Source organism: Pseudomonas sp. GW821-FHT09C10 (genome assembly GCF_059418085.1).
In genome coordinates this window covers 174,679-197,217 of the sequence record NZ_JBWKPE010000001.1, presented here as the reverse complement: position 1 = coordinate 197,217, position 22,539 = coordinate 174,679, and the positions used below count along the sequence as shown (strand labels likewise).

General features: G+C 60.9%; 25 protein-coding genes. 16 read left to right on the top strand and 9 right to left on the bottom strand.

The window, feature by feature from the left end; all coding sequences use genetic code 11:
- Window positions 1-58: 58 nt before the first annotated feature.
- Complete coding sequence (locus AC07OT_RS00900; RefSeq protein ID WP_495107150.1) at window positions 59-1,066, top strand: DNA-binding protein; 1,008 nt, start codon at window positions 59-61, stop codon at window positions 1,064-1,066.
- Here AC07OT_RS00900 and gorA read toward each other — a convergent pair whose 3' ends face one another.
- Both gorA and galU read right to left on the bottom strand, forming a co-directional pair.
- Window positions 1,067-2,425, bottom strand: coding sequence for a glutathione-disulfide reductase (gene gorA / locus AC07OT_RS00895; RefSeq protein ID WP_495107149.1), 1,359 nt, complete (start codon window positions 2,423-2,425; stop codon window positions 1,067-1,069).
- A gap of 100 nt (window positions 2,426-2,525) precedes the next feature.
- Window positions 2,526-3,365, bottom strand: coding sequence for a UTP--glucose-1-phosphate uridylyltransferase GalU (galU, locus tag AC07OT_RS00890; RefSeq protein WP_003212579.1), 840 nt, complete (start codon window positions 3,363-3,365; stop codon window positions 2,526-2,528).
- A 310-nt stretch (window positions 3,366-3,675) separates the two neighbouring features.
- Here galU and AC07OT_RS00885 point away from each other — a divergent pair, with 310 nt between their 5' ends.
- Window positions 3,676-3,861, top strand: a complete 186-nt coding sequence (locus AC07OT_RS00885) for a hypothetical protein (RefSeq protein WP_017528082.1) — start codon at window positions 3,676-3,678, stop codon at window positions 3,859-3,861.
- 141 nt (window positions 3,862-4,002) lie between these two features.
- The gene (locus AC07OT_RS00880; protein WP_027606590.1) at window positions 4,003-4,284 is read left to right on the top strand and encodes a hypothetical protein; all 282 of its coding nucleotides are present in this window, start codon (window positions 4,003-4,005) and stop codon (window positions 4,282-4,284) included.
- A gap of 9 nt (window positions 4,285-4,293) precedes the next feature.
- Here AC07OT_RS00880 and AC07OT_RS00875 read toward each other — a convergent pair whose 3' ends face one another.
- Window positions 4,294-4,524 carry a hypothetical protein gene (locus AC07OT_RS00875; protein ID WP_027606591.1) on the bottom strand — a complete coding sequence of 77 codons (231 nt, stop codon included), beginning with the start codon at window positions 4,522-4,524 and terminating at the stop codon, window positions 4,294-4,296.
- Between the two features lie 20 nt (window positions 4,525-4,544).
- On the bottom strand, window positions 4,545-4,895 hold the full coding sequence (locus AC07OT_RS00870; RefSeq protein ID WP_065941567.1) for a hypothetical protein: 351 nt from the start codon (window positions 4,893-4,895) through the stop codon (window positions 4,545-4,547).
- Between the two features lie 212 nt (window positions 4,896-5,107).
- Here AC07OT_RS00870 and AC07OT_RS00865 point away from each other — a divergent pair, with 212 nt between their 5' ends.
- From AC07OT_RS00865 to AC07OT_RS00845, 5 genes are all read left to right on the top strand, one after another.
- Window positions 5,108-5,410 (top strand): DUF1883 domain-containing protein, encoded by a 303-nt coding sequence (locus AC07OT_RS00865; protein WP_003173824.1) that lies wholly within the window; start codon window positions 5,108-5,110, stop codon window positions 5,408-5,410.
- A gap of 25 nt (window positions 5,411-5,435) precedes the next feature.
- On the top strand, window positions 5,436-5,603 hold the full coding sequence (locus AC07OT_RS00860; RefSeq protein WP_168209027.1) for a hypothetical protein: 168 nt from the start codon (window positions 5,436-5,438) through the stop codon (window positions 5,601-5,603).
- A gap of 4 nt (window positions 5,604-5,607) precedes the next feature.
- The gene (alkB, locus tag AC07OT_RS00855) at window positions 5,608-6,273 is read left to right on the top strand and encodes a DNA oxidative demethylase AlkB (RefSeq protein ID WP_495107148.1); all 666 of its coding nucleotides are present in this window, start codon (window positions 5,608-5,610) and stop codon (window positions 6,271-6,273) included.
- A 75-nt stretch (window positions 6,274-6,348) separates the two neighbouring features.
- Window positions 6,349-7,395 (top strand): bifunctional DNA-binding transcriptional regulator/O6-methylguanine-DNA methyltransferase Ada, encoded by a 1,047-nt coding sequence (gene ada, locus AC07OT_RS00850; RefSeq protein WP_495107147.1) that lies wholly within the window; start codon window positions 6,349-6,351, stop codon window positions 7,393-7,395.
- Window positions 7,396-7,500: 105 nt separating this feature from the next.
- Window positions 7,501-8,571, top strand: a complete 1,071-nt coding sequence (locus AC07OT_RS00845; RefSeq protein WP_495107146.1) for an NAD(P)H-dependent flavin oxidoreductase — start codon at window positions 7,501-7,503, stop codon at window positions 8,569-8,571.
- On the opposite strand, the gene AC07OT_RS00840 is transcribed toward AC07OT_RS00845, so the two are convergent.
- Entirely contained in the window at window positions 8,568-12,317 is a 3,750-nt protein-coding gene (locus AC07OT_RS00840; protein WP_495107145.1) for a hypothetical protein, read from the bottom strand. The two genes, AC07OT_RS00845 and AC07OT_RS00840, sit on opposite strands and share 4 nt — an antisense overlap.
- Before the next feature lie 232 nt (window positions 12,318-12,549).
- Between AC07OT_RS00840 and modA the strand changes: the two genes are divergently transcribed.
- The 6 genes from modA to AC07OT_RS00810 all read left to right on the top strand — a co-directional run bounded on the left by modA (window position 12,550) and on the right by AC07OT_RS00810 (window position 18,737).
- Window positions 12,550-13,323: a molybdate ABC transporter substrate-binding protein gene (gene modA / locus AC07OT_RS00835; protein WP_065941572.1), complete on the top strand. Its 774-nt coding sequence runs from the start codon at window positions 12,550-12,552 to the stop codon at window positions 13,321-13,323.
- Window positions 13,324-14,004, top strand: a complete 681-nt coding sequence (gene modB, locus AC07OT_RS00830; protein WP_065927477.1) for a molybdate ABC transporter permease subunit — start codon at window positions 13,324-13,326, stop codon at window positions 14,002-14,004.
- A 5-nt stretch (window positions 14,005-14,009) separates the two neighbouring features.
- Entirely contained in the window at window positions 14,010-15,089 is a 1,080-nt protein-coding gene (gene modC, locus AC07OT_RS00825; RefSeq protein WP_495107511.1) for a molybdenum ABC transporter ATP-binding protein, read from the top strand.
- A 78-nt stretch (window positions 15,090-15,167) separates the two neighbouring features.
- On the top strand, window positions 15,168-16,217 hold the full coding sequence (locus AC07OT_RS00820; protein WP_495107144.1) for a DNA topoisomerase IB: 1,050 nt from the start codon (window positions 15,168-15,170) through the stop codon (window positions 16,215-16,217).
- Between the two features lie 123 nt (window positions 16,218-16,340).
- The gene (locus tag AC07OT_RS00815; protein WP_495107143.1) at window positions 16,341-17,963 is read left to right on the top strand and encodes an ABC-F family ATP-binding cassette domain-containing protein; all 1,623 of its coding nucleotides are present in this window, start codon (window positions 16,341-16,343) and stop codon (window positions 17,961-17,963) included.
- 69 nt (window positions 17,964-18,032) lie between these two features.
- Window positions 18,033-18,737, top strand: a complete 705-nt coding sequence (locus AC07OT_RS00810; protein WP_027606603.1) for a YoaK family protein — start codon at window positions 18,033-18,035, stop codon at window positions 18,735-18,737.
- A gap of 144 nt (window positions 18,738-18,881) precedes the next feature.
- Here AC07OT_RS00810 and AC07OT_RS00805 read toward each other — a convergent pair whose 3' ends face one another.
- The 4 genes from AC07OT_RS00805 to AC07OT_RS00790 form a co-directional block, all read right to left on the bottom strand.
- Window positions 18,882-19,235 (bottom strand): hypothetical protein, encoded by a 354-nt coding sequence (locus AC07OT_RS00805; RefSeq protein WP_027606604.1) that lies wholly within the window; start codon window positions 19,233-19,235, stop codon window positions 18,882-18,884.
- A 170-nt stretch (window positions 19,236-19,405) separates the two neighbouring features.
- A complete protein-coding gene (locus tag AC07OT_RS00800; RefSeq protein WP_027606605.1) occupies window positions 19,406-19,717 on the bottom strand; it encodes an AzlD domain-containing protein in 312 nt (103 codons plus the stop codon).
- On the bottom strand, window positions 19,714-20,409 hold the full coding sequence (locus AC07OT_RS00795; RefSeq protein ID WP_027606606.1) for an AzlC family ABC transporter permease: 696 nt from the start codon (window positions 20,407-20,409) through the stop codon (window positions 19,714-19,716). The genes AC07OT_RS00800 and AC07OT_RS00795 overlap by 4 nt, the downstream gene beginning before the upstream one ends.
- A gap of 71 nt (window positions 20,410-20,480) precedes the next feature.
- Complete coding sequence (locus AC07OT_RS00790) at window positions 20,481-20,696, bottom strand: hypothetical protein (protein ID WP_025856028.1); 216 nt, start codon at window positions 20,694-20,696, stop codon at window positions 20,481-20,483.
- Window positions 20,697-20,872: 176 nt separating this feature from the next.
- Here AC07OT_RS00790 and AC07OT_RS00785 point away from each other — a divergent pair, with 176 nt between their 5' ends.
- Together AC07OT_RS00785 and AC07OT_RS00780 are read left to right on the top strand one after the other, a co-directional pair.
- Entirely contained in the window at window positions 20,873-21,229 is a 357-nt protein-coding gene (locus AC07OT_RS00785) for a metalloregulator ArsR/SmtB family transcription factor (protein ID WP_495107142.1), read from the top strand.
- 19 nt (window positions 21,230-21,248) lie between these two features.
- A complete protein-coding gene (locus tag AC07OT_RS00780; RefSeq protein ID WP_253489998.1) occupies window positions 21,249-22,532 on the top strand; it encodes an arsenic transporter in 1,284 nt (427 codons plus the stop codon).
- Window positions 22,533-22,539 lie beyond the last annotated feature (7 nt).

Genomic DNA, 22,539 nt, shown 5'->3' with positions numbered 1-22,539 from the left:
CGTGATATAGTATGTATTTACATAATACATACCACAGTACTAAATCGACGGAGACCCCATGGCTCGCGGCGGCATTAATAAAGCAGTAGTTCAAACGGCACGCCTGGCGATCCTTGCCCGTGGCGAGAACCCCAGCATCGACGCGGTACGCATCGAGATGGGCAATACCGGCTCGAAAACCACGATCCACCGCTATTTGAAGGAGCTGAACGACAGCGAAGCCCGCCTGACCATCACCGAAGCGCCGATTGACGACGAACTGGGTGAACTGGTTGCACGCCTGGCGCAGCGCTTGAAAGACAAGGCTCAAGAGCCGATTGACCTGGCCCTGGCGCAGTTCGAGCAGCAAAAAACCGCCCTGCTCGCCCAGGTCGAGGCACTTGAAGAAGCACACGGCGAACTCAAGCAACAATTCGATATTCAGGCGGCTGCACTGGCGCAAGAAAGCGCCGCCCTGCAAACCGTCAGCACCAGCCTGCAAACCGAGCAAACGCGCAACGCCGGGCTCAGCCAGGCCTGCAGCGATTACGAGCTAAGGATCAACGACAAGGACGAACAGATTCGCTCGCTGGAAGAAAAGCACCTGCACGCCCGCGAGGCGCTGGAGCACTACCGTAATGCGATCAAGGAGCAGCGCGAGCAGGAGCAGCGGCGCCACGAAGGCCAACTGCAGCAAGTACAGGCAGAGCTGCGCCAAGCCCAGCAAAGCACAATGGTTCGCCAGGACGAAATCACCCAGTTGCACCGCGACAACGAGCGCCTGCTGATCGAGCACCGAGTGACGGCAAAGGAATTGGCTGCGCTGCAGGAGGAAACCCGCAAAGGCCAGGCCCAGCAATTGAAGCTGAGCGAACACGTGAGCCAGATCGACAGCGAGCGCACTCTCCTTCAGGAGCGCCTGCGGGTGGCCTTGCTTGAAAGTGAGTCACGCCAACAAGCGCTGGCTGAGCACGGGCACACCAACAAGCGCCTGGAACTGGAGCTTATGAAGGCCCATGCCACTATCGAGGCGTTGCGCCTGGCAGCCGCCGTTGCGACGGCGCCAGAGGCAACACCGCCAGCCTGATCAGTCGGCCACAGGCGTGCGCATGGTGACGAACTCTTCCGCCGCCGTGGGATGCACGCCGATGGTTTCATCGAAGTGCTGCTTGGTCGCGCCGGCCTTGAGCGCGATCGCCAGGCCCTGGACGATTTCGCCCGCATCCGGACCGACCATGTGGCAGCCCAACACCTTGTCGGTATCCGCGTCGACCACCAGTTTCATCAAGGTTTTTTCCTTGCACTCGGTCAAGGTCAGCTTCATCGGGCGGAACCGGCTTTCGAAGATCTGCACCCTGTGCCCGTTCTTCTTCGCCTCCTCCTCCGTCAGGCCGACGGTGCCGATATTCGGCAGGCTGAATACCGCTGTCGGGATCATTGCGTAATCCACCGGGCGGTAGTGCTCGGGCTTGAACAAGCGACGCGCTACGGCCATGCCCTCGGCGAGGGCTACCGGCGTCAGTTGCACACGACCGATCACGTCACCAATTGCCAGGATCGAAGCTTCAGTAGTCTCGTACTGGTCGTTCACCTGGACAAAACCGCGCTCATCCAGTTTCACGCCGGTATTTTCCAAGCCCAGGTTATCCAGCATCGGACGCCGGCCGGTGGCATAGAACACGCAATCGGCCTCCAGCACGCGACCGTCTTTCAAGGTGGCCTTGAGGCTGCCATCGGCTTGCTTTTCAATGCGTTCGATGTCCGCATTGAATTGCAGGTCGAGGCCGCGCTTGGTCAACTCTTCCTTAAGGTGTGTGCGCACTGAACCATCAAAGCCACGCAGGAACAGGTCACCGCGATACAGCAATGACGTCTGCGCGCCCAGGCCATGGAAAATCCCGGCGAACTCAACCGCGATATAGCCACCACCTACCACCAGCACGCGCTTGGGCAGCTCTTTGAGGAAGAACGCCTCATTGGAGCCTATGGCGTGCTCACGCCCCGGAATATCCGGAATCTGCGGCCAGCCCCCGGTAGCGATCAGGATGTGCCTGGCCGTAAAGCGCTCGCCATTGATTTCCACCTGGTGCGGATCAACCAGGCGCGCATGCCCCTCATGCAGGGTCACGCCGCTGTTGACCAGCAGGTTGCGGTAGATGCCATTGAGGCGATTGATCTCACGATCCTTGTTGGCGATCAGGGTCGCCCAATCAAAATTCGCTTCACCCAGGGACCAGCCAAAGCCACTGGCTTGCTCGAAGTCCTCGGCAAAATGCGCACCGTACACCAGCAGTTTCTTCGGCACGCAGCCAACGTTCACGCAGGTGCCACCCAGGTAGCGACTTTCCGCCACGGCCACCTTGGCCCCAAAGCCCGCAGCAAAGCGCGCCGCGCGAACACCGCCGGAACCGGCGCCAATTACATACAGGTCAAAATCGTAGGCCATTTCATTCTCCTCGGCAGGACATCAGCATACCGACTTACATGGGGCTGAAAAACGAAAAAGCCACCCGAAGGTGGCTTTTTCAAAGGCAGGCCTGCGTGAATCAGTAAGCCTTGCCAGTCTTATAGAAGTGCTCGTAGCAGAAGTTGGTGGCTTCGATGTAGCCTTCGGCGCCACCGCAGTCAAAACGACGACCCTTGAACTTGTAGGCGATCACGCAACCGTCTTTGGCCTGTTTCAACAGGGCGTCGGTGATCTGGATCTCGCCACCCTTGCCTGGCTCGGTTTCTTCGATCAACTTGAAGATGTCCGGGGTCAGAATGTAACGACCGATGATCGCCAGGTTCGACGGTGCATCTTCAGGCGCCGGCTTCTCGACCATGTCGCGTACGCGGATCAGGCCATCGCCAATGTCGTCACCGGCAATCACGCCGTACTTGTTGGTCTCTTGAGGATCGACCTCTTGAACCGCAACGATGGTGCAGCGGTATTTCTGGTACAGCTTGACCATCTGGGTCAGTACGCCGTCGCCTTCCAGGTTCACACACAGGTCGTCCGCAAGTACTACGGCGAACGGCTCGTCACCGATCAACGGGCGACCGGTCAGGATGGCGTGACCAAGACCTTTCATCTGGGTCTGACGGGTGTAGGAGAACGAGCACTCGTCCAGCAGCTTGCGGATGCCGACCAGGTATTTTTCCTTGTCGGTGCCCTTGATTTGGTTTTCCAGCTCGTAGCTGATGTCGAAATGGTCTTCCAGTGCGCGCTTACCGCGACCGGTGACGATAGAGATTTCGTTCAGACCGGCATCCAATGCCTCTTCGACGCCGTACTGAATCAGTGGCTTGTTTACCACCGGCAGCATCTCTTTGGGCATGGCCTTGGTCGCTGGCAAGAAGCGAGTGCCGTAACCGGCTGCTGGGAACAAGCATTTCTTGATCATATAAGTCCTTACAAAGGGCTGTGCGTACGGAATTCGGCGCAGTCTAATCAGGCCGCAGTCACCTTACAATGGGTCCTGCTGGCGTTGCGATGTCATCATAGAGAAAAAATGTCGGCGTAAGTTCCGCTGATCTTACAAAGAGCGACTTCACCGCCACGCTAAGAAAAGTCATCTCCTCATGCTTAAAAGGGGCTGCAACCCTTTTAGCACGCTTTTCAGGCCAGAACACTGACCTGGAATAACTTGCGCGGCACCGGGACAATTGGGGCTATCATTGCTCCCTTGAATCAGACCACGAGATTGTTAATAGATGTCAGAACCAAAAGGCGTGAACGGCTACCTGATCACCAAGCGAGCAGACGGCTGGCACCTGATCAACTTCCACGGAGACAGCGTCGCGGGCGTTTTCGAGACCGAAAGCATGGCGATCGCGGTCGCCGAAGTGTTTGTTGACGAAGCGGGCCACGCGTCGAGCAAGAGACCGAAGGGTAAGTAAGCCGGCAGCCCTGCGCAAAAAGCCCCGACTCACGGGGCTTTTTTGGTTTTGCCTGTACCTAGATGGCAGTTCGCTATAATCTTCCACAAACGCCCCACGACAGTGTCAGCGCCCCTCCCACACCCTCGACGACGAACACACATGAACAAATTTCTGGCACTGACTGCGGTACTGGCACTCGCCGGCTGCACCACCACTTCCGATGTCTACCTCAAGAACGGCGAGCAAGGCCTGACTATCGACTGTTCAGGCGAAGCCAACTCCTGGGCCAGTTGCTACGAAAAAGCCGATGCCTCCTGCGCAGGCACCGGCTATCGCATTGTCGGCACCGAAGGCACGCCATCGCTGAAGGAAAGCGACAAGACCTTGGGCCAGGACGTGGGCAACTACAAAAGTCGCAGCGTGGTGGTCGTCTGCAAGTAACCCCGCGCGTTACAGGTGGATCTCGGCGAATTTGATCCCCAACTCCCGAAGGATTTCGCTCAGCTCGTCAAGACTGGCAAAGGATTCGACCTCATCCTGATCATCCACCAGAAAAAAGCTGCGACCGCCACTTTTCTTGAAGAAGACGATCCACTCGCCCAGGTCGGCGGGGTTCTGGATGACATGGGTGGCCGAGATTTCACCCTCGGCATGACGGGCCTTCACATGTTCACGCTTCATATCGGCTTTCCCCAGCGGCATCAACCGGAAATGCACTCTTCCCCGGCCTTTTTCACATCTCCCGGGCGGATCGGCACGTTGGACATGCTCTCGTAGAGCTTGATGCTGCTACCGCTGGAGCGCTCTTCAATTTCGAAAATAGCCGAAGGGTCGGCGGAAAACTTCTGCGGTACGATGACCTGCACACCGTCTTTATGCGGTTCAATCTGCGGCGGCCGACGGGTGGTCGACAGCTTCCTTACCACACACGCCGCGTACTCCTGGGGTTTTTTCCCGGAAATGACCACCAACGTCGGCGGGGTCTGCTTGATATCTGCAACCGAAGCACACCCACCTATCGCCAAGGCCAGAACCAACACACTCCACTTCATACAAAACCTCCAATAAAGACCCTACGACAGCGGAGATGGTAATTTTCTCCCGCCCACGTAGGATTTATCCCTGATAACTCGGTAAATAACTGTTTTAAATTGTCGACGCCGTTGAAGACGGGCCGATAATAAACGCGCTGGGGCTGATAAACTCCATCTTAACCTACGTATCATTCTGATTTTTCAGAAAAAGCCCTTCTGGAGACACCCTCATGAAATTTATTCACCAGCGCGAGCACCTCAACGAGGGGGACATTGTCGTCATCGAATGCTCGCAGACTTGTAATATTCGCCTGATGAGCGACGCAAATTTTCGCAGTTTCAAGAATGGCGGCCGCCACACGTACCACGGCGGCGCGTTCGACAAATTCCCCGCCAAGATCACTGCCCCCAGCACCGGGTTCTGGAACATCACCCTGGACGTGGTGACGCGTCGCGCAATCAGCGTCACCCGCAAGCCCGCGCTGTCCCACAAGATTCGCATCGTACGTCGCACCAGCACCAAGCTGAGCTGACTCGAAGACGCCACAGGAAATCACCGTGACCGCTACCACCAAATACGTAATCAAGTACAAACTCAACGGCGAACGCCGCTTCGAGTTCGCCCAACTGACGAGCAATAGCGTGGAAGAGGCCTCGCAGGCCTTGGCGAAAATCCACGATGCCAGTGATGTCATCACCGACATCAACGTGAGCAAGGCGCTGTAAGGCAATGCCCGGCCCCACTGATGACCTGTTCGCCGATGACGCCCTGCAACAACCCGCAGCGCGTGAGCAGATCGGCGAACAGTCCTACGTGCTAAGAGGCTATGCCCTGCCCTGGATTGAACGCCTTCTGCCAGAACTGCGCCGTGTGCTGGCGCAATCGCCGTTTCGGCAAATGGTTACGCCCGGGGGCTTTACCATGTCGGCCGCCTTGAGCAGTTGCGGCGCGCTGGGCTGGACCAGCGACACCAGCGGCTACCGCTATACGCCCCTGGACCCTCGCACCCGGCAACCCTGGCCAGCGCTGCCGGACACCTTGCGCCAACTGGCCATAGAAGCCGCGGCAGACGCCGGGTTTGTCGACTTTGCCCCCGACGCCTGCCTGATCAATCGTTATGTTCCGGGTGCGAAAATGTCCTTGCACCAGGACAAGAATGAACGTCGCTACAGCGAGCCCGTCGTGTCGATATCCCTTGGGTTGCCGGCAGTTTTCCTGTTCGGTGGCCACGCCCGCAGCGACAAGACCCGCAAGGTCTCGCTGTTCCATGGTGACGTGGTGGTCTGGGGCGGGGTCGATCGGCTGCGTTTTCATGGGGTGATGCCGATCAAGGAAGGCATGCACCCGATCATGGGCCCGCAACGTATCAACCTCACTTTTCGCACCGCCGGCTGATTTGACCGCAAGCTTCGGAGTGCCTGGCCACTGCAGCACGGCTAATCTGGCCAGGACCCGTCAAGAGTGCCAACCATGACTACCGAACAAGATCCGCGCTGGGCTGCGATTCTTGCCCGCGATCCGAAAGCCGATGGGCTGTTCGTCTACGGCGTGAAAACCACCGGTGTGTATTGCCGCCCGAGCAGCGCCTCGCGATTGCCTCGCCCGGAAAATATCGAGTTTTTCGACACCCCGGCACAGGCCGAGGCCGCCGGTTATCGCGCCAGCAAACGCGCAGCCGGTGACCAGACACAACTGGCTGCGCAGCATGCGCAATTGGTGGCTGACGCGTGCCGGCAGATCGAACACGCCGACACCGCGCCCAGCCTCAACACGCTGGCGAGCCGGGCCGGCCTGAGCCCGTTCCATTTCCACCGGGTGTTCAAAGGCGTGACCGGCTTGACCCCCAAGGGTTACGCCAGCGCCCATCGCTCACGCAAGGTTCGCGAGGGGCTCAAGGGCCCACATTCGGTAACCGATGCGTTGTATGAAGCCGGCTTCAACTCCAACAGCCGCTTTTATGAGTCGGCCAACCAACGGCTCGGCATGACGCCCAGCGACTACAAGGCCGGCGGCGCCAACAACGATATTCTGTTCGCCGTCGGGCAATGCTCGCTGGGTGCAATCCTGGTGGCGCAGAGTGCCCGTGGCGTGTGTGCGATTCTGCTGGGGGATGACCCGGACAAACTGGTGCGCGACCTGCAGGACCAATTCCCCAACGCCAACCTGGTGGGGGCCGACCGCCGTTTCGAACAATTGATCGCGCACGTGGTGGGCTTTATCGAGGCGCCGGCCCTGGGCCTGGACTTGCCACTGGACTTGCGTGGCACCGCGTTCCAGGAGCGGGTGTGGCAGGCCCTGCGCGAGATTCCGGTGGGCAGCACGGCCAGCTATGGGCAGATCGCCCAACGCATCGGCGCGCCCAAGGCCTTTCGCGCGGTGGCCCAGGCCTGCGGGGCGAACAGCCTGGCGGTAGCAATCCCCTGTCATCGGGTGGTGCGCAGCAATGGCGATCTATCCGGCTATCGCTGGGGGGTTGAACGCAAGCGGCAGCTGCTGGAGCGTGAAAGAGACCACTGACGCGCACGAAAAGCGTCCCTCGTCCAGTGAATAAAACAGACTGGCCGGGTGCCAAGGGCCCTGTTAAAACAGCGATAAGCCTCACTGATACTGGAGACACGTCCCATGAGCACCTGGCCAGACACCCGTATTCTCGACCTGCTGGGCATCGACGTGCCCATCATCCAGGCACCTATGGCCGGTGCGACCAGCGCCGCCATGGTGATTGCCGCCAACCAGGCCGGCGCGCTGGGTTCGATCCCTGCGGCGATGCTGAGCATCGAGCAACTGCACGAAACCCTGGCCACCGTGCGCCATGCCAGTACCGGGCCTATCAACGTCAATTTCTTCTGCCACCAGCCGCCGGAGCCGGATGAGGAACGCAATCGCCACTGGATGGCCTTGCTGGAACCCTACTACCGCGAACTGGGCGCCGATTTTGATGCGCCGACTCCGGTCTCCAATCGCGCCCCGTTCAACGTCGCCAGTTGCGAAGTGGTGGAGCAACACCGCCCCGAGGTCGTGAGCTTTCATTTCGGTCTGCCGGAAAAAAGCCTGCTGGAACGTGTCAAGGCGACCGGGGCCAAGGTGCTGTCCTCAGCCACCACAGTCGAGGAAGCGATCTGGTTGGAGCGGCACGGTTGCGACGCGATTATCGCCATGGGGTATGAGGCCGGCGGGCATCGGGGAATGTTCCTGACGTCGGATCTGAGCAGCCAGGTCGGCACGCTGGCCCTGGTCCCGCAAGTGGTGGACGCAGTGCGCGTCCCGGTAATCGCCGCCGGCGGAATCGGCGATGCGCGCGGTATTGCCGCGGCCTTCGTCCTCGGGGCCTCGGCGGTGCAGATCGGCACCGCGTACCTGTTCACCCCGGAGGCGACGCTCAGCCGGGCCCACCATCTGGCCTTGCTGACGGCCCAGGCCAGTGGCACAGCGCTGACCAACCTGTTCACCGGGCGCCCTGCCCGTGGCCTCTTGAATCGCCTGATGCGTGAGCTGGGCCCGGTGAACCCGGCGGCGCCGGCCTTCCCCCTGGCAGGCGGCGCGCTGATGCCATTGAAGGCCAAGGATGAGGCCGGTTTTGGCAGTCAGTGGGCTGGGCAGGCCGTCGGGCTCAAGCACGCACTGTCGACGCGCGAACTGACCACGTTGCTGGCCGCGCAAGCCCTCAAGACGCTTACCCGCACGCCGGACTAGAGCGGTACAGGTTCCGCAGGTCGCAGCCCGCTCAAGCGGTTTTCGTGGGCCTGGGTCAGTACCATGAAGCGCTTTTGCCGCAGGGCGTGGATACCGTAGATGATCCGGGCGAAGTGCTCGTTACTGTTCTCGTAGGGCTGGCAGGTCATGATCAGGGCGAAAAAGCAATCGGACTGCCGATGGGTAGCCATGGCGTTGATCAACTTCAACCCGATAGCAAACAGCGCCTGGCCGGTACTCATGGAGAGTCGTTCGTAGCTGGCCCCCAGGACGTGGTGTATCTGCACTTCGCGATGGGCGGCCAGCGTCTGGTGCAGGTAGTCGAGTTGCGCCCTTGTACACAGGTCCGCACGGGCGCGATCCCCCGTGACATAGCGTTCGATTTCGCTGCGCAGCAAACTGCGCCAGTCGTCGTCTTCCTGGCCGGCCCGCAGTGCGATCCAGTCGACGCAATCGACCAGGGCGTTCTCCGCCGTGGCAATCGGGCTGGCGAGGCCCGATTGCAACTGGTCCAGATGAGCCAACGCGCCGCGCACCAACTCCGCCTCTTCTGCGATAACGCTGTCCATCAGCTCCACATACTCTTCCAGCGACTCGTGGCGCCAGCTCCGGAAAGCCCCCAGCAGCTGCGCCCTGAGGTTGCCAACGACCGGCACTCCAACGGTACGGCGCAACATATCCTCGGACTCATCGATCAAGCCTCGCAGGTTACTGACCTGCAGCAACAGGCCGGCGTGATCGAACGGCTGCGGCGTATTTTGCAGCGCCGTCGTCAGTTGCGACGCGCCCCGTGGCAGCTCCCGGGAAAGTACATCCCATAGCCTGGGCAGTTGCCGTTGGATGGCGGTGATAAAGCGTTGCGGACACGCGAGGACCGAATAGCTGCCGGTATTGAAGAAACGCCCCCAACTCACCCCCAGCCGGAATACCGTATTGAGCTCATGGCTGGCCTCGATGACGTTGGCGTAGAGCTTGTAGACCACCAATTTGCCGCTCGACGCCGGTGCTTGCTGCACGCGCTGCTCCCAACCGGCGATGGAATCAAAATAGGCCAGTTGCTGCGCCGAAGGGTCCAGGCGCCCCAACCCCGTGTCCAGCACCGCCGCATCACTTTCATTGCGAACCGACAGGGCAAAATGGCACTGGGGACGCGGGTCGTCCGGTTCGGCAAACAGCAAGACGCCGATAGCCTGGACGTCCCAGGACTGGCTTGACAGGTAGTCCGCACAGCGCTTGGACTCAACGAAGCCGCCTGTACTCGAAGCCTCGGCGTCGCCCGCCAATTCGGCCAGCTTATTGGCGTCGCGATAAAGCTTTTCCAGACGACCACGCATACCCAGCAGGTCCGCCGATGTGGGCAGGAACAACGTGGAGGCGCTCGCCTGTTCCAAGGAAACAGGGGGGGCCGGGCGCTCACGGGATCTCAAGGCCGGCAACAGCAACTTCCCGGTCTGGGCCGACCGTTTCAACAGCGTGCGCAGTTGCCCCCGGGCCAGGGTCACGTCGGCGACCAGCTCCACCACGCCCAGCAAGACGCCCAACTTGCACTCATACACATAGGCGGCGTAATCCTCGGGTCGGTCCATGCTGCGGGCCAGTTGGTAGGAGAAACTTGCGTCCGCGACATTGGCGATCAGGCCGACACCGCCGGACAACAGCAACGCCCCGACGCCCGATGCGGGACCGACCGCCGCTATCACCAGGCTGGACACCGCGCGGGTAGCGACCTTGAACATGCCCCATTTCGCCAGGCGCCGCTCTTCACCGGAGGAAAATACCGCGTAATTCATCATGTGCTTGAGTTCGCTGATACCGATCTCATACAGAGCATCGTTGATGTTCGTCACCTCCCGGAAAGACACCGGCTGCGGTGGCACGCGGCGGTAGTGATAGCCGTAGCGCTTTTTCTGCGGATAGAAATCCGAGCGCTCCACGCTGAGTTTTTCCGGAAATGGCAGGTGGTGCGTGATAAACCGCATCAAGTCGTCACTGGGTTGCCCCGCCACGCCGCTGGGCTGCCACACCGCCCAAGTGAGCTCTGCCATGTTCAGTGAGATGAGCAGCGCCTTCTGTGAACTGAGCTTGAGCACCAACGCATTGGGCACCACTTTTTCCCGGAACAGCAGCAGGCGCGGCTTGACTTCACCTTTGAGAAAACGATGGGCGAGTTCACGCAGGGACACATCCTGCTCAGCATCATCGACCAGGAATTGTGCTGCGCGGACCTTGGCCAAGGCCTCGCAGGTTTCGCCAAACAGTTGTTTGTAGTCGGTGTTGCGCGCCAGTTCGTCGATATCGGCGACAAAGGTTTCATACAGGATGTCGCGCAAGCGGCCCAGGGTGCGCACTTCCACGCTCGACAGCGGTTCCCCGCTGACATGGATGTTGGCGATGGTTTCCTGGAAATACGCCGTGCGCTGCGGCTCGCCCGTCAGCACTTGCAGGAACGAAAAGTGCTTGTAGCGCGGTGGCGCATAGGCGGTCATGCCCGCCGAATAGACCGGGTAGCCCACCTGGTATTTATAGCGAAATCGTTTTTCGTCCCTGAACCGATCCTGGGTACGTTGCGGCAGCCCGGACTTGTTCAGGCAGCGCTCGATAAGGTTCTGGATATAGTCCTTGGAGAGTTCGGCGTTCCACACACTGCTCAGCAGGTTGTCCCATTTTTGCCAGGCCTTGGGGGGCGTAACCGGCTGTATCGACGTCGGCACGCCCTCCAGCCACTGTGCCAGGTCCCCAGGCAGTATCTGTATCGAAAAAGACGCCTGGGAGGCGTCGCTGCGCACGAACCAGAAATTCTGCTGGTCACTCTGTGCGCGGATCACGCCCTCTTCATCCATCACCCCGCAGTTCACCCAGGGACAACGGTGATTCAAATAGACCGCAAGATAATATTGCCAGCGCCCTGACGCTCGATATTCCTGGGCGACGGTGATCGAGTATTCCAGCGCCGGCGCACCGCCTGGAAGATTGCCAAGGGTCACCTTGAGCAATTGATTGGGCTCTATGTGAGTGTCTGGCAGCTGCACGTCCTTGAGTGTCCACCGCGGAAGGATACTCAAGATCGCAACCCCCACAGGCTCTTCGAAGGGTTTGAGCCACAGCCGGTTCTGACTCGTATCCGCTGAATAATCGAAGCGGTTGCCCGACTGCACACCAATGCGCATGCCCGGCCACTCCAGGCTGATCGCCTTAGGCCATTGGTTGGCTCCCAGGGAGATGAGAGGAAGGTCAAACCAGATTTCCGCCATTATCTCGGCGTGGGTGTTCCACACCGATAGCACCACCACCTCGGTCTTGAGTACCGCCTGGTACGGCATCATCAACTCATGCTGTACCCAAAAGCCCGCGTGGATCTGCCCCCCGACACGGATGCGACCGAGAAAAAATCGCGTGAAATTCAACTCTCGTGCCACCTCACCGTAGAAATACGGCATCAGGACTTTGGCTTTTACGCTGTCGGTGCTTTGCTGCTTGCCGGCATATGCCTTCCAGGGAAAACGATGGTTGAGGATGTGCCACAGCGGCAACGATTCGTGCTCGACAATGATCGGCTGTTGCTGGCTGTCATCGGTATCGAATACCGAGAATTCGACGGGGATCAGGGCGTCCGCCCGGATCAGTGCCTTGGCCTGGGGTTCCAGCGTGGATTGAGCCAATACACGCTCTATCCATGCCTGCGTGTAAGCCTCGCTGCTCTCGGTGTTTGTCGCGCCTACGTCGATGTAAGCGTATTCCTTGCCCATGATGTGCTTCCGTTTCAGATCAATACGCCGCTCACTATCGCGTTGCGACCAGCGCCTGGCTGTCAGCCATGGGAGTATCGACGGGAGGAAATCTCGACCGCGCGCAGACATTGATTCCGCAGATGGATTTCTGCTTGCCATTTTTACGCTATATACCTATACATACAGCGCCTGGCAGCGCCCTTCCCTATAATCGGCACCAGGTTCTGCACCTTCTCAAACGGAGCCGTTCATGACTTTCAATACCCCTCGCTTTGTACCCACGTGCCTGGCGGCATTGGTTGCGTTGCTCGCGACCGCAGCGGCCCACGCCGATGAAGTCCAGGTGGCCGTAGCGGCCAACTTCACCGCACCGATCCAGGCGATTGCCGCCGACTTCGAAAAAGACACCGGCCACAAACTGGTCGCAGCCTACGGCGCCACCGGGCAGTTCTACACCCAGATCAAGAACGGCGCGCCGTTCGAAGTGTTCCTGAGCGCCGACGACACCACCCCGCAAAAGCTCGAAAGCGAAGGCGACACGGTCAAGGGCTCGCGCTTCACCTACGCCGTGGGCACCCTGGCGCTGTGGTCGGCCAAGGAAGGTTATGTAGACGCCAAGGGCGAGGTATTGAAGAAGAATGACTTCAAGCACTTATCCATCGCCAACCCGAAAGCCGCGCCTTACGGCCTCGCCGCCACCCAGGTATTGGCCAAGGAAGGGTTGACCGAGCAGGTCAAGGACAAGCTCGTCGAAGGCCAGAACATCACCCAGGCCTTTCAGTTCGTTTCCACCGGCAACGCCGAGTTGGGTTTTGTGGCCTTGTCGCAGATCTATAAAGACGGCAAAGTCACCAGCGGCTCGGCCTGGATCGTTCCGGCCGCCTTGCACGACCCGATCAAACAGGACGCGGTAATCCTCAACAAGGGCAAGGACAGCGCTGCAGCCAAGGCACTGGTCGACTACCTCAAAGGGCCAAAAGCCGCTGCCGTCATCAAGTCCTACGGTTATGAACTGAGCAAGTAAATGCCCCTGTCGAGTGCCGATTTTTCCGCAATCTGGTTGACCCTTAAACTGGCGTCACTGACCACCGTGATCCTGCTGGTCATCGGCACTCCGATTGCCCTGTGGCTGTCGCGCACCCGTTCATGGTGGCGCGGCCCCATTGGCGCGGTGGTAGCCTTGCCATTGGTGCTGCCACCCACCGTCATCGGTTTCTACCTGCTGTTGACCATGGGCCCCCACGGCTACTTCGGCCAGTTCACCCAATGGCTGGGCCTGGGCACCCTCACCTTCAGCTTCGCCGGGTTGGTGATCGGTTCGGTGATCTATTCCATGCCGTTCGTGGTGCAGCCGTTGCAGAACGCCTTTTCCGCCATCGGCACGCGCCCATTGGAGGTGGCCGCGACCCTGCGCGCCAATCCGTGGGATACCTTCTTCACGGTGATCCTGCCCCTGGCGCGCCCGGGGTTTATCACCGCCTCCATCCTGGGGTTTGCCCATACGGTCGGTGAGTTCGGCGTGGTGTTGATGATCGGCGGCAATATTCCCGACAAAACCCGCGTGGTCTCGGTGCAGATCTACGATCATGTCGAAGCCATGGAATACGCCCAGGCCCATTGGCTGGCCGGCGCCATGGTGGTGTTCGCGTTCCTCGTGTTGCTGGCGCTCTACTCCAGCCGTAAAACCAGGATGGGTTGGAGTTGATGCCGATGATCAATGTGCGCCTGAACTTGAAGTACACAGGCTTTGCCCTGGACGTGGACCTGCATATGCCCGGCCGTGGAGTCACCGCGCTCTACGGGCATTCCGGCTCCGGCAAGACCACCTGCCTGCGCTGCATTGCCGGGCTGGAGCGGGCCGAAGATGGGTTTATCCAGATCAACGATGAAGTCTGGCAAGACAGCCGCAACGGTCTGTTCGTGCCCCCGCACAAGCGCGCGCTCGGCTACGTGTTCCAGGAGCCCAGCCTGTTCCCCCATCTGTCGGTGCGGGCCAACCTGGAGTTTGGTCTCAAACGCATCCCGCGCCCGCAACGCCGCGTCGACATGGCTCAGGCCACAGAGTTACTGGGGATCGGCCATCTGCTGGAGCGCACCCCCCAACACTTGTCCGGCGGTGAACGCCAGCGCATCGGTATCGCCCGTGCCCTGCTCACCAGCCCAAGACTCCTGTTGATGGATGAACCCCTGGCCGCCCTCGACAGCAAGCGTAAAAGCGAAATCCTGCCCTACCTGGAACGCCTGCACGACGAGCTGGACATCCCCGTGCTGTACGTCAGCCATGCCCAGGACGAGGTGGCGCGCCTGGCCGATCACATCGTGTTGCTCAGCGACGGCAAGGCCCTGGCCAGTGGTCCCATCGGCGAAACCCTGGCACGGCTCGACCTGCCCCTGGCGTTGGGGGACGACGCGGGCGTGGTGATCAATGGCCGCGTCAGCGCCTATGACGATCACTACCGTCTGCTTACGCTGCAACTGCCCGACAGCGCCCAGCACCTGCGCGTGGCCCATGCACCGCTGGCGTTGGGCAAGGCGTTGCGGGTCAAGGTACAGGCGCGCGACGTCAGCCTCAGCCTGCAAGCCGAAGAGCACAGCAGCATCCTCAACCGCCTGCCGGTAACGGTTACCCAGGAGATCGCGGCGGATAACAGCGCCCATGTGCTGGTGCGCCTGGACGCGGACGGCACGCCGTTGCTAGCGCGGATCACGCGGTTCTCCCGCGACCAGTTGCAATTGCGGCCCGGTCAGGCGCTGTGGGCGCAGATCAAGGCGGTGGCCGTGCTGGCATAAGAAACCTTTTGGCACGACCGCACACGGCTGCGGTCAATCAGGAATACCGGCCTGATCCGTTGCCAAGGAACCCGTACCATGCCCGACTCCGCGCTGCCCGCCGACCTGCCCCGCGACCTGCATTACGTTGACGACACCCAGCCCGGCATCCGCCGCAAGCGAGTGCGCGGCAAGTTCCAGTACTTCGACGCCAAGGGCGAACGTATCCGGGATGCCGATGAGATCAAGCGCCTGAACGCCCTTGCCGTCCCTCCGGCGTATACCGATGTGTGGATCTGCGCCGACCCGCGCGGCCATCTGCAAGCCACCGGCCGCGATGCCCGTGGACGCAAGCAATACCGCTATCACGCGCGCTGGCGTGAGGTGCGTGACAGCGACAAGTACGCGCGGCTGCAGGAGTTCGGCAACGCCCTGCCGAAACTGCGCAAACAGCTCGAAGCGCAAATCGCCGAACCCGGCTTCACGCGCGAAAAAGTCCTGGCCACGGTGGTGATGCTGCTGGACGCCACGCTGATCCGTGTCGGCAATACCCAATATGCGCGAGACAACAAATCCTACGGGCTGACCACCCTGCGCAACCGCCATGTGGATGTCAAAGGCAGCGAGATCCAGTTCCAGTTTCGCGGCAAGAGCGGCGTGGAGCACCAGGTCAGCGTCAAGGACCGGCGCCTGGCCACGGTGGTCAAGCGCTGCCTGGAGTTACCGGGGCAGAACCTGTTCCAGTACCTGGATGAAGACGGCGAGCGGCACACCGTCAGCTCCCATGACGTCAACGCCTACCTGCACGACCTTAGCGGTGCCGACTTCACTGCCAAGGATTACCGCACCTGGGCCGGCACCGCCATGGCACTGGCGGTGCTGCGGGAGTTGGAATGGCAGCCGGAATCCGACGCCAAGCGGCATGTGGTGGCGATGGTCAAGGATGTCGCCAGGCAACTGGGCAACACGCCTGCGGTGTGCCGCAAGTGTTATATCCACCCGGCCGTGCTGGAGCATTTCAGCCTGGGTGAATTGTCCAGGTTGCCCAGGCCGCGGGTGCGCAAAGGCCTGAAGGCCGAGGAGGTCGCCTTGGCGATGTTCCTTGAGCAACTGGCCGCCGACTTGCCCGGCAATGCCAAGGCGGGTTAGGCTCTGGGCCCCTTCTGACTTCCGGGACGACCGCCGACGTGAATTACTAAGCCTTCCAGAATGTACCTGCAACAAGCCGCCTGACGCGCTTGTTGGCCTGTCCGACATTTTTTGGAGGTGCTGATGACTGACGTCAACCGGCTGCCCGTATTGGTTTCCCTGCAACATCTGTGCTTCCAGTTCGCCAATGGCGAGACCCTGCTGGACGACCTGAACCTGTCCATCGACCACACGCCCATCGGGATTGTGGGACGCAATGGACGGGGCAAAAGTATCCTCGCCCAATTGATCGCCGGCGTGTTGTCCCCCTCCTCCGGCTCGCTCAAGCGCTCGGCCAGCGTGGCCTATGTCCCCCAGGACATGGCGCTTGCAGCGGAAGACACCGTCGCTGACCTTACGGGCACCACGCCCGTGCTGGCGGCACTGGCACGCATGGCGGCAGGGACAGCGCAGGTCGATGACCTTGAGTTGATCGACAATCGCTGGGACCTTGCCGAACGCCTGCGCGCCGCACTGGATACGGCAGGCCTAGCGCAGCTGGGTGTGGATACGCCGGCCGATCAACTCAGTGGCGGGCAACTGGCGCGGCTCAGGCTGATCGGCGCCGTGCTGGCCGCACCGCAACTGCTGGTGCTCGATGAACCCACCAACCACCTCGACAGCGCCGGCCGCCGGTGGCTGCTGCACCTGTTGCAGGAATGGCGCGGCGGCCTGGTGGTGGTGAGCCATGACCGGCAAATACTCAACACCCTCGGGCGCATCATTGAACTGTCCCCACTCGGCCCTCACGTCTACGGCGGCAACTATGATGCCTATCGCCTGCAGCGCGACACCGAACAGCACGCCGCCGTCGCGGCGCTGGAGCACGCACGCCTTGAGCGCAACCGCGAACGCCGGCGCGTGCAGAAAGACCATGACAGCCTGCAACGCCAGGCGGCGCGCTCCCGCAATCACGCCGAGACGGCCAATGTGGATCGGTTTACCAAGGCGCGCTGGAAAAGCGCCGCCACCGAAGTCGTCGGCACCGTGCGCAGTGCCCATCACGCGTACAAACACGCGCTGGATGAGCAGGTGCGCCAAGCCTACGAGCGCGTGGTGGATGAAACGCCGACCCTGTTGGCCTTGCCGGGTTCGATCGTGCCCAATGGCCGTCAAGTGGTGGCCTTGACGGAGGTCCGGTTGCCCTGGCTGGAGCATCCCGCCCTCACACTCAACTTCACAGGGCCGGTGCGCGTGGCCGTGCAGGGACCGAACGGCTGCGGCAAATCCACCCTGCTCAAGGTACTGGCCGGCCAATTGCAGCCCGCCAGCGGTGAGTGCTCGGTGCCTGTGCCCTGCGCGTATATCGACCAGCACCAGGCGCTGCTGGATGACCGACGCTCCCTCGTCGACCAACTCAACCTGCTCGACACACCGCTGCCCGAAGCCGAACTGCGTACGCGCCTGGCCTTGCTGCAACTGGATGCCCGGCGGGTCACCCAACCCACCGCGCAGCTCAGCGGCGGCGAGCGGTTGAAAGCCGCGATGGCGATTGCCCTGTGGGGTGAAACACCCGCGCAACTGCTGTTGCTTGATGAGCCCACCAACCACCTGGACCTGGAATCGGTGATCGCCTTTGAACAGGCGCTGCAGGGCTTCAGCGGGGCAATGATGGTTGTATCCCATGATGAGGCGTTCATGCAGGCGCTCGGGCCAACCCACCGCTTGCTCTGGCAACCTGAGGGTTGGCGCCTGGAGTGTGTCTGAGGTCATTGCGCGCGCAATCAAAGCGTCCTAGGGTAGTGGCCGGATAATCTCACCGAGGAACCCGGCCCTATGCTGCCTTCGCCCAACAAGCCTTACGCCAATGCCGCACTGGCCCATCAAAAGCGCTGGCGCGGCCGTGTCGGCCTGATGCTGGTGGCCAGCCTTTCGGTATTGGCGGGCATGACTGACGCCATCGGCTTCATGGCCAGCGGCGACTTTGTTTCATTCATGAGCGGCAACACCACGCGCCTGGCAGTGGCCATCAGTGTGGGGGATCTCGGCTTGACCGCACGCCTGCTGTTGCTGGTCGCCACATTCGTCGCCGGTAACGCCTTGGGCGTAGTGGTCGGCCGCCTCAGCCGGCGCCATGCCCTGCCCCTGTTGCTGTGTATCGCCACCTTGCTCTGCGGCGCAGCCTTGCTGCCCTTCGCCGACACCTTGCCGGCGCTGCTGGCGGCGATCATTGCGATGGGCATGCTCAACGCAGCCGTGGAAGAGGTCAACGGCTTGCCGGTGGGGCTGACCTACGTGACCGGGGCACTGTCACGCTTTGGGCGCGGACTGGGGCGCTGGATGCTGGGAGAGCGCCGTAACGGCTGGCGGGTGCAACTGATTCCGTGGGCGGGGATGTTTGTCGGCGCGGTGATTGGCGCGCTGCTGGAGCAGCACATGGGGCTGAGGGCGCTGGTGGTCAGCGGTGTATTGGCGGGCGTGTTGGGGCTGGTGTCGCTGAAGATTCCCCGGCGCTGGCATTTGGGTTTTATGCCGCGATAAGGACTAAAGGTGCCCGCCCGACGGTAAGGCCTCGACGTCCATGTACTGGTAAAGAGCCATTATGTCGAGCGGGCGGATTGAATCATAAGCGAATGTCCGGCGGCTGTCCCGCCGGGCGTTTCCTGAAATGACTAAGGCAACGGATTACAGACAGGTCGCAAGTGCGGCCAAACGACGCTTGGCCGGCATCGTATCTTCAACGGCGTAGTACTTGACGGACGAACCGGCGCCGGCGCTTTGCACGTCGACGAAGTAATCGCCACCGGTGGTATAGACGGTGAAACCACCGGCCCCGTTCGGCTCTTTGAAGCCACCGGCGTCGACACCAAACACGCTTTCATCCTGCCAGCCGAACTGGATGCACTCGGCAACCACCAGCGTGGCCTTGTCCGATGCCATGGCCTTGTAGGGAGCCCCCAGGCGTGCCTCGTTCATCTTCGAGCCCGCGCAACCGGCCAGTGCCGTCAATACCAATGCGCCCATTACCACCTTGTGCATGCCCTTGCCTCGTTGAAAAAAACGTGACTGTACCATTGCCGCAAGGCTGACTGACGCCTCCATGAATTTTGTTTCACTGTGGAGGGAGAATATGCCGCCTATAGTGGCCTGGCTCATTTTTAGAAGTGTCCTTCTGCCCGCCCTCCCGCGGGCTTTTTTTCGCCTGCGCTTCAGAGCCACCAGCGAAACAGGTAGAACAACGCCATGCTCAGCAGCACGGTCATCAATACGTTACGCGTCCAGAACATCAGCGCCACGGCGCAGATGCCGGCCAGCAGGTAAGGATTGGCCGGGCTCAGGTTGAGCTGGTGATCAGCCAGGAAAATAATCGGCCCGCAGATCGCCGTGAGCATGCCCGGCACCGCAAACCCGAGAAACTCCCGTGCCCCACGGCTGAGGCGCACCGGCAGGCGCGGCTCGATAAACAGATAGCGGTTGAAAAAAACCACCAGGCCCATGGCCACAATCATCAGGTAAATCATCGCTGCCCAACCCCCAGGCGTTTGCAGAAAAACCCTGCGCTCATGCCGAGCACACCCGACACCACCACCGCCGACTCCCAGTGCAGGAAGCTCAGCCATACCGAAAACAACAACGACACCGCCACGCAGACCACCGTCGGCACATCGCGTACCACCGGGGTGATCAGCGCGATAAAGGTGGCGGCGATGGAAAACTCCAGCCCCAACTGATCAAGGCCTGGGATGCTTTTGCCAAGCACGATACCGGCCAGGGTGAACAGGTTCCAGGCGATGTAAAACGTCAGGCCAACGCCCAGGGCGTACCAGCGATTGAAGGTTTCACGGTCATAGTGGTTGACCAGCGCAAAGAACTCATCGGTCAGCAGAAAGCCCAGGCTCATGCGCCAGCGGGTCTTGAGCGGCGAAAGAATCGGGCGCAGGTGCATGCCATACAGCAGGTGCTGGGAGGTCAGCAGCAAGGTAGTCAACACGATGGAAATCAGGCTCGCACCGCTCTTGACCATGCCAATGGCGACCAACTGCGCAGCGCCGGCAAACACAATGGCGGACAAGCCCTGGGCTTGCAGTGGCGTGAATTGCGCATCGATGGCCATGGAGCCGGCCAGCAGCCCCCAGGGTGCACAGGCCAGGGACAGGGGAATGACGGCGATTGCACCGCGAGCGAAGGCGTAATGAGGTAAGGCAGCAGGCATGGAAACGGCTCATCGACAGACAGTCCACAAGCATGCCAGCGTAGGATGGGGCTTGTCTTGAACGATCTTGCTCAGGCGAGCCTGACCGACACCTGCTCCACCGAGTCCCGCGCCTCACGCAGTTCGTGAGCGTCCTGGTTGAGCCGGTGAATGGTGTTGAGCAAGCGCTGGCGCAGCACTTCATCGCCGAGTTTTTCAACGGCACGCATCAGGTCGAATGCCGCGGTTTCGTTATTTTCCGCGACGGAATCCAGGGTTTTGCGCAGGTTGCGAGTGGCTCGGGTCACGCGGGTCTTCCTTCATCAGCAATGGGGAGGCACTTTAGGACATTCGTGTTTCATTTTAATTTCAATCACTTGTGGCGGTTTTCCCGAGGTTTGATCCATATCAATTGAAACAGGATTTGACCGAAACATATGGACATACGTATATTCGAATTTCCATATGTATTTAGGCGATGGTCATGTCGGAACCCCTTACACCGCCCACCCTGTTCAAATGCCTGGCCGACGCCACTCGCGCACGCCTGACGCTATTGATTCAGCGTGAAGGCGAACTTTGCGTCTGCGAACTGATCCATGCCTTGGACGACAGCCAGCCCAAAATCTCCCGTCACCTGGCGCAACTGCGCAGTTGCGGTGTGCTGCTGGATCGTCGCCAGGGCCAATGGATCTACTACCGCGTCAACCCGGCACTGCCCGATTGGGTGAGCCAGGTGCTGGACGTCACCCTGCAAGCCAACCAGCCATGGCTGCACAACGACACACAGCGTCTGGATGCCATGGGCGACAGACCACAACGAGCCAGCACCTGCTGCTGAGCCACCGGAGCGTTAATTCATGCTTGTCGCAGTCGCCATTTTTATCTTCACCATCGTCCTGGTCATCTGGCAGCCCAAGGGTCTCGGAGTGGGCTGGAGCGCCACGATGGGCGCGATCCTGGCCCTGGCCTGTGGCGTGATCAGCCTGGCGGATATCCCGGCGGTCTGGCACATCATCTGGAATGCCACCGGGACGTTTGTCGCACTGATCATCATCAGCCTGCTGTTGGACGAAGCCGGGTTCTTTGCCTGGACGGCACTGCATGTGGCGCGCTGGGGGCGCGGGCGTGGCCGGCGCTTGTTTGCCTATATGGTGCTGCTCGGCGCCCTGGTGTCGGCGCTGTTTGCCAACGACGGCGCGGCGCTGATCCTCACCCCCATCGTGATGTCGATGCTGCTGGCGCTGCGCTTTTCCCCGGCGGCGACCCTGGCGTTTGTGATGGGCGCGGGGTTTATCGCTGATACGGCGAGCCTGCCGCTGGTGGTGTCGAACCTGGTGAATATCGTCTCGGCGGACTATTTCAAGATCGGCTTCAACGAATATGCCGCGGTCATGGTGCCGGTCAACGTCGTCAGTGTCGCCGCCACCCTGGCGGTGCTGCTGTGGTTCTTTCGCCGCGATATTCCGCAGACCTACGACCCCGCCGACCTGGCAGACCCCGCCAGCGCGATCCACGACCGCGCCACCTTCCGCGCCGGTTGGTGGGTGCTCGGCATCCTGCTGATCGGTTGCTTTGCCCTGGAACCCCTGGGCATTCCCATCAGCGCGATTTCCGCGGTGTGCGCCGTGCTCCTGCTGGTGATCGCCGCCAAGGGCCACAAGATCTCCACGCGCAAGGTGCTGAAGGAAGCCCCGTGGCAGATCGTGATCTTTTCCCTGGGGATGTACCTGGTGGTCTACGGCTTGCGTAACGCCGGCCTCACCACCTACCTGGCGACCTGGCTCGATACCTTTGCCACTTACGGCGTGTGGGGTGCGGCCATGGGCACCGGCGTGCTGACGGCCTTGTTGTCCTCGGCGATGAATAACCTGCCGACGGTATTGATCGGCGCGCTGTCCATCGAATCCAGCCATGCCGTGGGCGTGGTCAAGGACGCGATGATCTACGCCAACGTGATCGGCAGCGACCTGGGCCCGAAAATCACCCCTATCGGCAGTCTGGCTACCCTGTTGTGGCTGCATATCCTGGCGCGCAAGGGCATCACCATCACCTGGGGCTACTACTTCAAGGTCGGGATTGTGCTGACCTTGCCGGTGCTGCTGATCACCCTCGCCGCCCTCGCGTTGCGCCTGAGCATCTAACGGAGAA